6 protein-coding genes are annotated in these 7,101 nt (G+C 41.2%); 3 read left to right on the top strand and 3 right to left on the bottom strand.

Annotated elements, in window-relative coordinates; genetic code table 11:
• Nucleotides 1-1,153: DUF342 domain-containing protein (locus PSH54_RS14875; protein ID WP_273606443.1), on the top strand; the 1,153-nt coding region annotated here is incomplete at its 5' end.
• On the opposite strand, the gene rnt is transcribed toward PSH54_RS14875, so the two are convergent.
• A complete protein-coding gene (gene rnt, locus PSH54_RS14870; RefSeq protein ID WP_029774102.1) occupies nucleotides 1,137-1,829 on the bottom strand; it encodes a ribonuclease T in 693 nt (230 codons plus the stop codon). The two genes, PSH54_RS14875 and rnt, sit on opposite strands and share 17 nt — an antisense overlap.
• Nucleotides 1,830-2,191: 362 nt before the next feature.
• Here rnt and PSH54_RS14865 point away from each other — a divergent pair, with 362 nt between their 5' ends.
• The gene (locus tag PSH54_RS14865; protein ID WP_273606442.1) at nucleotides 2,192-3,070 is read left to right on the top strand and encodes a flagellar protein MotY; all 879 of its coding nucleotides are present in this window, start codon (nucleotides 2,192-2,194) and stop codon (nucleotides 3,068-3,070) included.
• Between the two features lie 13 nt (nucleotides 3,071-3,083).
• Here PSH54_RS14865 and PSH54_RS14860 read toward each other — a convergent pair whose 3' ends face one another.
• On the bottom strand, nucleotides 3,084-3,971 hold the full coding sequence (locus PSH54_RS14860; RefSeq protein WP_121637770.1) for a DMT family transporter: 888 nt from the start codon (nucleotides 3,969-3,971) through the stop codon (nucleotides 3,084-3,086).
• A gap of 206 nt (nucleotides 3,972-4,177) precedes the next feature.
• Here PSH54_RS14860 and PSH54_RS14855 point away from each other — a divergent pair, with 206 nt between their 5' ends.
• A complete protein-coding gene (locus PSH54_RS14855) occupies nucleotides 4,178-5,380 on the top strand; it encodes an aromatic amino acid transport family protein (RefSeq protein ID WP_096041392.1) in 1,203 nt (400 codons plus the stop codon).
• A 44-nt stretch (nucleotides 5,381-5,424) separates the two neighbouring features.
• Here the strand turns inward: PSH54_RS14855 and ggt are convergent, their stop codons facing one another.
• A complete protein-coding gene (gene ggt, locus PSH54_RS14850) occupies nucleotides 5,425-7,098 on the bottom strand; it encodes a gamma-glutamyltransferase (protein ID WP_273606441.1) in 1,674 nt (557 codons plus the stop codon).
• Between the last annotated feature and the right edge of the window lie 3 nt (nucleotides 7,099-7,101).

Raw genomic sequence — 7,101 nt, 5'->3', positions numbered from 1 at the left:
CCTTTGCTCTACTGCGCAAGACCGCGTACTTAGCCCCCAAGCAAAAGAAGGTGGCAAGGTCGATATGAAAGACCTTGGCGCGATTATTACGGTAAAGCCCGGCACCCCTTTAATGCAACGAGTAGCTGCTACACCAGGTGAAGATGGCTATACGGTTTTTGGCGATATGATCAAGGCAACGCCTGGTAAAGAACACCAATTACAGCCCTTTGAAGGCACAAAAATAGACCCTAATAACCCAAACATGCTCATTGCCGATTGTAAAGGTGTGCCTGTGGCCTTACCTAGAGGCATGCGGGTTGACGATGTTTTGTGTTTTCATAATGTAGATGTAAGTACAGGCCACGTTGATTTTGATGGTAGTGTAATTATATCTGGTGATGTAAAAGATGGTATGCGGGTTAAAGCCAATGGCGATATTACTGTATTAGGGTTTGTAGAATCAGGCACGATTGAAAGCCAAAGCGCGGTAACGATTATGCTCGGCGCTATTGGTCGTAAGCGTGAAAATGAAGAAGCATTTACTTGCGAAATTTCAGCCCAGCGTACTATTTCTATTGGCTATGCCCAGTACTGTAATATTAAAAGTGCGCAAGATTTATTTATAGAACGCCAAGCATTGCATTGTAATTTAAGTGCAAGGCGCTTAATACGTGTGGGTAAAGCAGGTAACCCTCGCGGCAAAATAATTGGGGGGAATATTCTTGATGCTATGCGTATTGAAACAGGTGAGCTAGGTGCGCCGGCAGGGACTAAAACCCGTGTGTTTTTAGCTCAAAACTGGCATGAACTGCGCTCAAAACAATCTCAAATAATTGATTTTGAAAAAGTATTAGCAAGTAAAACATCTGCACTTAAACAAGCTAAAGAAAAAGCGATAAAAATTCCAGTTGCTGCTCAACGCCAACAGCTACTAGATAAAATTGCCGCTAATGAGCAACATATAAAAACTCGCGCTATGCACGTACAACGTCAAAAAAGATTGGTGAAGCAAAAAATTTCTCAGCTATTGGCAACTAGCCGACTTAAAATTAACGAAATAATGCACCCAGGTGTGGAGCTTAAAATAGCAAAAGACACAAAACAGTTTTCGCGTATTTACCCACCCCACTTAGTAAAACTTTCTGAGGGAAAAATCACTCAGTCGTTTTAGTATCCTCTTCGGTGTTTTCAGTTTCCTGGGCGTCACTTTCAGGTAGTGGCGCTAACGGCCAGCCCCCTAGCTCTTGCCAACGGTTTACTATTAAACAATATAGTTCTGCTGTGCGTTCTGTATCGTAAAGTGCAGAGTGTGCTTGGCTGTTATCAAACTCAATCCCCGCGGCTCTACATGCTTTAGCCAGTACCGTTTGGCCTAAAGCTAACCCTGCAAGCGAGGTTGTGTCGAAACTCACAAATGGATGAAATGGCGTACGCTTAATATTGTTACGCTCAATGGCTGCATTTAAAAAGCCATGATCAAAGGCGGCATTATGTGCCACTACAACTGAGCGTTGACACCCAGCAGCTTTTTGCGCTTTACGTACTGCTTTACAAATTTCTTTAATTGCTTCGTCTTCTGGTACAGCGCCGCGCAACGGGCTAAACGGGTCTATGCCGTTAAATTCAATTGCGGCTTGTTCAATATTAGCGCCTTCAAAAGGCTCTACATGAAAATGAACGGTATGATCTATGCTGAGTAACCCTTCGTCATCCATTTTTAAAATTGATACGGCAATTTCAAGTAAGGCGTCGGTTTCTTTATTAAAGCCGGCGGTTTCTACATCAATAACAACAGGAAAAAAGCCGCGAAAGCGTTGTGCGAAAAGTGTTTGCTCAGTATTTGCCATAGTCTTCTTGGTTTATGAGGATAAGCTCACTATTATGTCAAAATTGGGGGCTACTCGGCTAGGGCTTTATAAATTATTTAATTAATATATTGTAGGCATGCTATTTGCTTTTAAATAACTGCTAATTGTATTGGCTGTTATTAATCCCCATCGCATTAAATTACGGATACCAGTATGGCGCCTAGAAAAAAGCGCAATAACAAGGCGAAAATTATTTATAGCTTTGTTTTACATCAGTAAGTTTAACGCAGTGAGCAGGCTATTTAATACGATACAAAGATTATGTTTTAATTAAGTTGGTATAGAGCCCTACTTTAGCCGTACGCCAAAATATTGGCTTAGTAGATTAACCGGAGCGTTTTATGAAGTGTAAGTTGTTTTTTATTAGCGTAAGCCTTGGCACCGCATTGATGAGTTATTCATCGCAAGCGGCTATGCGCCAATACAGCGCAAATCAAGATAACTCCAATTGGGAAGTTATAAAAACAACGCGCTTACAGTGTCAATTAAACCACGAAGTGCCCTACTACGGTGAGGCCATATTTAAGGCATCGGCCAGTAAAAACAAAAACCTAACTTTTAATCTAGATATGGTTGTGCGCCCCGACAATTACGATATAGCCGGTTTAAAGGCGGTGCCACCAGCATGGCGTTCAGGCCTGCCCGCGCGTAATATAACCACGATGAAGTTACTTAAAAAGTTTGATGGTGAGCTTGGTAATAAAACCGCATGGGAAATGCTAACTGAACTTGAAAAAGGGTTTCATCCTACCTTTTACTACCAAGACTGGCAAAATAGTGCCGACAAAATTGCCGTTGGTATTTCAAGCGTTAATTTTAAGCAAGCCTATTGGGCGTTTTTGCAGTGCCGCGATGAACTTTTACCATACAGCTTTGAAGATATTTCATTTACTGTAATGAACTACCAATCAAATAGCAGTAAGCTCACTAAAGAGTCGCAAAAGCGCTTAGATAAAATTGCTGAGTATTTAAAAAATGATACCAGTATTGAGTCTATAAGTATTGATTCGTATACCGATAGCTACGGTGGCCGTTGGAATAACTTAGATTTATCGCGTAAGCGTGCTAAAGCTATAAAAGATTATATGGTCAGCTTAGGGGTTGATGAGGGCAAAGTACAAACCACAGGCCTAGGTGAAAAACGTTTTGTTGATACTAACGAAAATATTTTAGGGCGAAATAAAAACCGTCGTTTAATTATTCAAATAGCAAAAATGTAACCGCCCTAAACTGCTAACTACCGATGCGCCGCTTTATGAGCTTATCGCCAAACTGAAAAAAAGTTAGACTCAAAAATATAATTATAGCTCCTATAATAAGCTCCTGACTTAAAGGCTCGTTATTAAGTAATGCGCCTAGCGCTAATGCAAAACTTGGTGTAATTAAACTACTTAAGGCTACAGTACTGGCGTTTAACTTTTGTAATACATGAAAATACGCTAAAGCCCCTACAATCGAGCCAAAAATACCTAAATACGCAATACTCCATAACGAGCGAGCACTCCAATAATCCATACTTATTTGCCCATCTACCAGCCACCACAACAGTCCAAATAAAGGAGTAACAAAAACCAGCGCTCCAAAAGTGGTTGCCATAGGGTGAATAGCAATTTTTACACGTTTGATCATCACCCCACTGAGACTAAATAAAGTAACCGCCAATAACACATACATCAGCCCTATGCCCTGAGTTTGTGAGGTTTGTAGCTGGTTATAACTTACAAAATAAAGGCCTATTAATGCACAGCTCAGCGCTATTAATTTAATATGGCTAAATTTAGGCTCATTAAGTAACCTTTGTGCTAAAAAGCCAGAGAGAATAGGCGCAAGGCCAAACACTAATGAAATAATACCTGAAGGTACTGTGGTAGCAGCCATGTAACTTAATGACATACCGCCAAAAATACCCAAACTGGAGTATGCATATAACGTACACGCGTTTTTGCTCCAAGGTACACGAATATTGGCTATAGCAACAATTAACCCAGCAACAAATAAGCCTATAATCATGCGCATTAAAACGGCGAGCGTTGGTGCTACAGTTTCACTGCTCCATACAATACCTAATGGCGTAGTACACCAAATAATGACAAGTAGTAAATAAGATAATTTAACTGGCACACGCCATTCCTTTGCACTGAGGAGGTAGAAACCCTATTAAAGTAAATTATACGCGCGAAAGTAATACGCAGTACATATATAAACATCTAAATACAGCTGTAAATTCATAGTTACATTATTATTTACCGGCATTTATTACAAAACTATTTATGTTTTAAGTAACTAGTTATATCTTGAGTGCCTCTCACACATTTTAGGATAGTTAAGTGCTTAAAAATAAAACAATAGGCAGCATGTTAATTGTTGCAGGCACCACCATAGGCGCAGGAATGCTGGCATTACCAATTGCCTCTGCAGGACTTGGGTTTAATACCGCGCTTGCACTGATAATAGCCAGCTGGTTATTGATGACCTACACCGCTTTATTAATGCTAGAGCTCCACCAATACGCCCCTAGAGATGCAACGTTAAACACCTTAGCAAAGCGCTGGTTAGGCAAGCGCGGCCAGTACGTAGCTAACTTTTCGATGATATTTTTGTTTTACGCCCTGTGCGCAGCCTATATAGCCGGGGGTGGCGCGCAGTTGCAGTCGCGTATTAGTAGTGATTTGAGCATAAACATAGCGCCCCAAATTGCCTCTATTGTTTTAGCCATTGTAATAGGTAGCGTGGTTACTTTAGGCACCAGTAAAGTAGATAAACTTAACCGCGTGTTATTTACGATTAAAATTTTAGTACTAGGCAGCTTGTTTTATATGCTTACACCCTATGTACAAGGTAAGCACTTACTTGAAATGCCCGTTGAGCAAGGGCTGATTTTATCTGCCTTACCCGTTATTTTTACCTCATTTGGTTTTCATGGCTCTATTCCGTCAATTGTTAAGTATGTGGGGCTAGAAACAAAAGTATTGCGTAAGGTAATGATTGCAGGGGCTGCTTTACCTTTAGTGATTTATATTTTTTGGCAACTGCTTAGCCAAGGGATTATGCAGCAAAGTGATTTACTCAATAGTAATGGCTTAACAGGCTTTGTAGAGAGTGTGGCAAATATTGCGCATAATCCGCAGGTAACAAGCGCTGTTACACTGTTTGCCGACTTAGCATTGGCCACCTCTTTTTTAGGTGTTAGCTTAGGGTTATTTGATTTTTTTGCTGATGCATTTAATAAAGGCGACACCAAATCAGAAAGAATAAAAACCGCACTAATTACTTTTATTCCCCCTTTAGGGTTTGCGTTATTTTACCCTCAGGGATTTATAATGGCGCTAGGCTATGCAGCCATCGCCCTTGTGGTATTAGCAATATTTTTACCGGTTTCTATGGTGTATAAGCAGCGTAAATCGGGCCCTCAAACGGGATACCAAGTGCGAAGTGGTAATATGGGTTTAGCGGTGGCAGGGCTGTGCGGCGTTGTAATTATTGTCGCCCAATTTATGCAAATGTTGGGATTAGTACCCGCTATTGGTTAATAACAAAACTAACCCCTTTAGCTTAAAGGGGTTAGTTAAAAATGTTAAAATACCCGAGACTCACCACGGCCTGTAGCCTGAGAAGCTGCTTGTAACTCACCGTCTTTATTTACAATAACCTGCAAATCGCCAAAACGGCGTTCATTCAGTGTGTAGCCCATTTTTATAAGTTCAGCTTGAGTGTTTTCACTGAGCCCTGCGTTTGTTCTGATTACGTTTTTAGGCCATAACTGATGATGAAACCGCGTGCTATTAACAATATCGTTGGCGCCCATGTTAAATTCAACCGCATTTAAAATAGATTGATACACCGAGCTAATAATTGTTGTGCCCCCAGGCGAGCCTGTGACCATTTTAACGCTGTTGTTTTTGAGCAGTATGGTTGGCGACATTGAGCTAAGCATACGCTTTTGAGGCTGAATTTCATTGGCTTTACCGCCGAGCGCACCAAAGGCGTTCATTACCCCAGGTTTAGCGCTAAAGTCGTCCATTTCGTCATTTAATATAAAGCCTGCACCTTCAACCACAACGCCACTACCAAAGCTTAAATTAATCGTTGTGGTATTGGCCACTGCATTACCCATTTTATCAATAATAGAAAAATGCGTGGTTTGTTCACTTTCTTTGAGGCCTGGTTTTATGTTTTCGGTGGTTGAAATAGCTGTTAAAGAAATATCTTTACTGCGCGCTTTTAGGTAATCAATATGAGTAAGCTCAGTCACTGGTACATCAAAAAAGTCCGGATCGCCCAAGTACTCTGCTCTATCGGCAAACACACGTTTACCTATTTCAGCAAGTAAATGTACATATTGAGTAGAGTTATGTACCAGCCCCATTTCGCTTTTTTTAAGCTCAAACATTTTTAGCCACTGCAAAATAGCTATTCCGCCAGAGCTTGGTGGTGGAGAGGTTAATACTTCATAACCGTTCCAGTTAGCTTTAATCGGCGTGCGCGACACAGCCGTGTAATTAGCCAAATCAGTTTGGTTAATAATGCCGCCGTGCTGGTGCATAAAGTTGGCAATAATGCGGGATGTTTCGCCTTTATAAAACCCGTCTTGACCGTTATCTCTTATGCGCTTTAAAGTAGCGGCTAGCTCGGGCTGTTTAAAAATCTGATTTGCTTTTATATCTGCAAAATAGTGTTTAAAATTTACATTTATATTTTGTTTGTCTAGATGAGCAATGTATTGTGCGACCCCCTGAGCCAATTTGGGCGGCACTTTAAAGCCTTGCTCTGCTAGGGTAACCGCTGGCTGTACTAATGTTTGCCATTTTAAGGTGCCGTGTTTTTGATGCGCCAGCCACATACCGGCTACGCTCCCTGGTACACCACTTGCGTGAATACCATAAATTGACTTGTTTTTAATTACATCGCCCTTGGCATCTAAATACATATCTCTGTGCGCTGCTTGGGGAGCCGTTTCGCGATAGTCTATAAAGTCGCCTTTTCCCTCTTTTTGTATAAGCATAAAGCCTCCCCCGCCAATATTTCCGGCTTCGGGAAGCGTTACCGCTAATACAAATTGCGCAGCAATAGCCGCATCAACAGCATTTCCACCTTGTTCTAAAATAGCTTGTGCTGTATCTGCACTAAACGAGTCAGGCATTGCGACAGCGCTTTTAGTAACTTGCTCCGCCTGCACGCTAAATATACAAAATTGTGCAATCAACACACTCTTAACAATGAGCCGGCTTGGTCGAAAAAATAACCCCATAAA

The sequence above is a fragment of the Pseudoalteromonas sp. Angola-30 genome (assembly GCF_028599215.1).
In the GTDB taxonomy this organism is placed as follows: domain Bacteria; phylum Pseudomonadota; class Gammaproteobacteria; order Enterobacterales; family Alteromonadaceae; genus Pseudoalteromonas; species Pseudoalteromonas atlantica.
The sequence above is the reverse complement of the archived record's forward strand: the minus strand, read 5'-3'. Positions and strand labels throughout refer to the sequence as shown.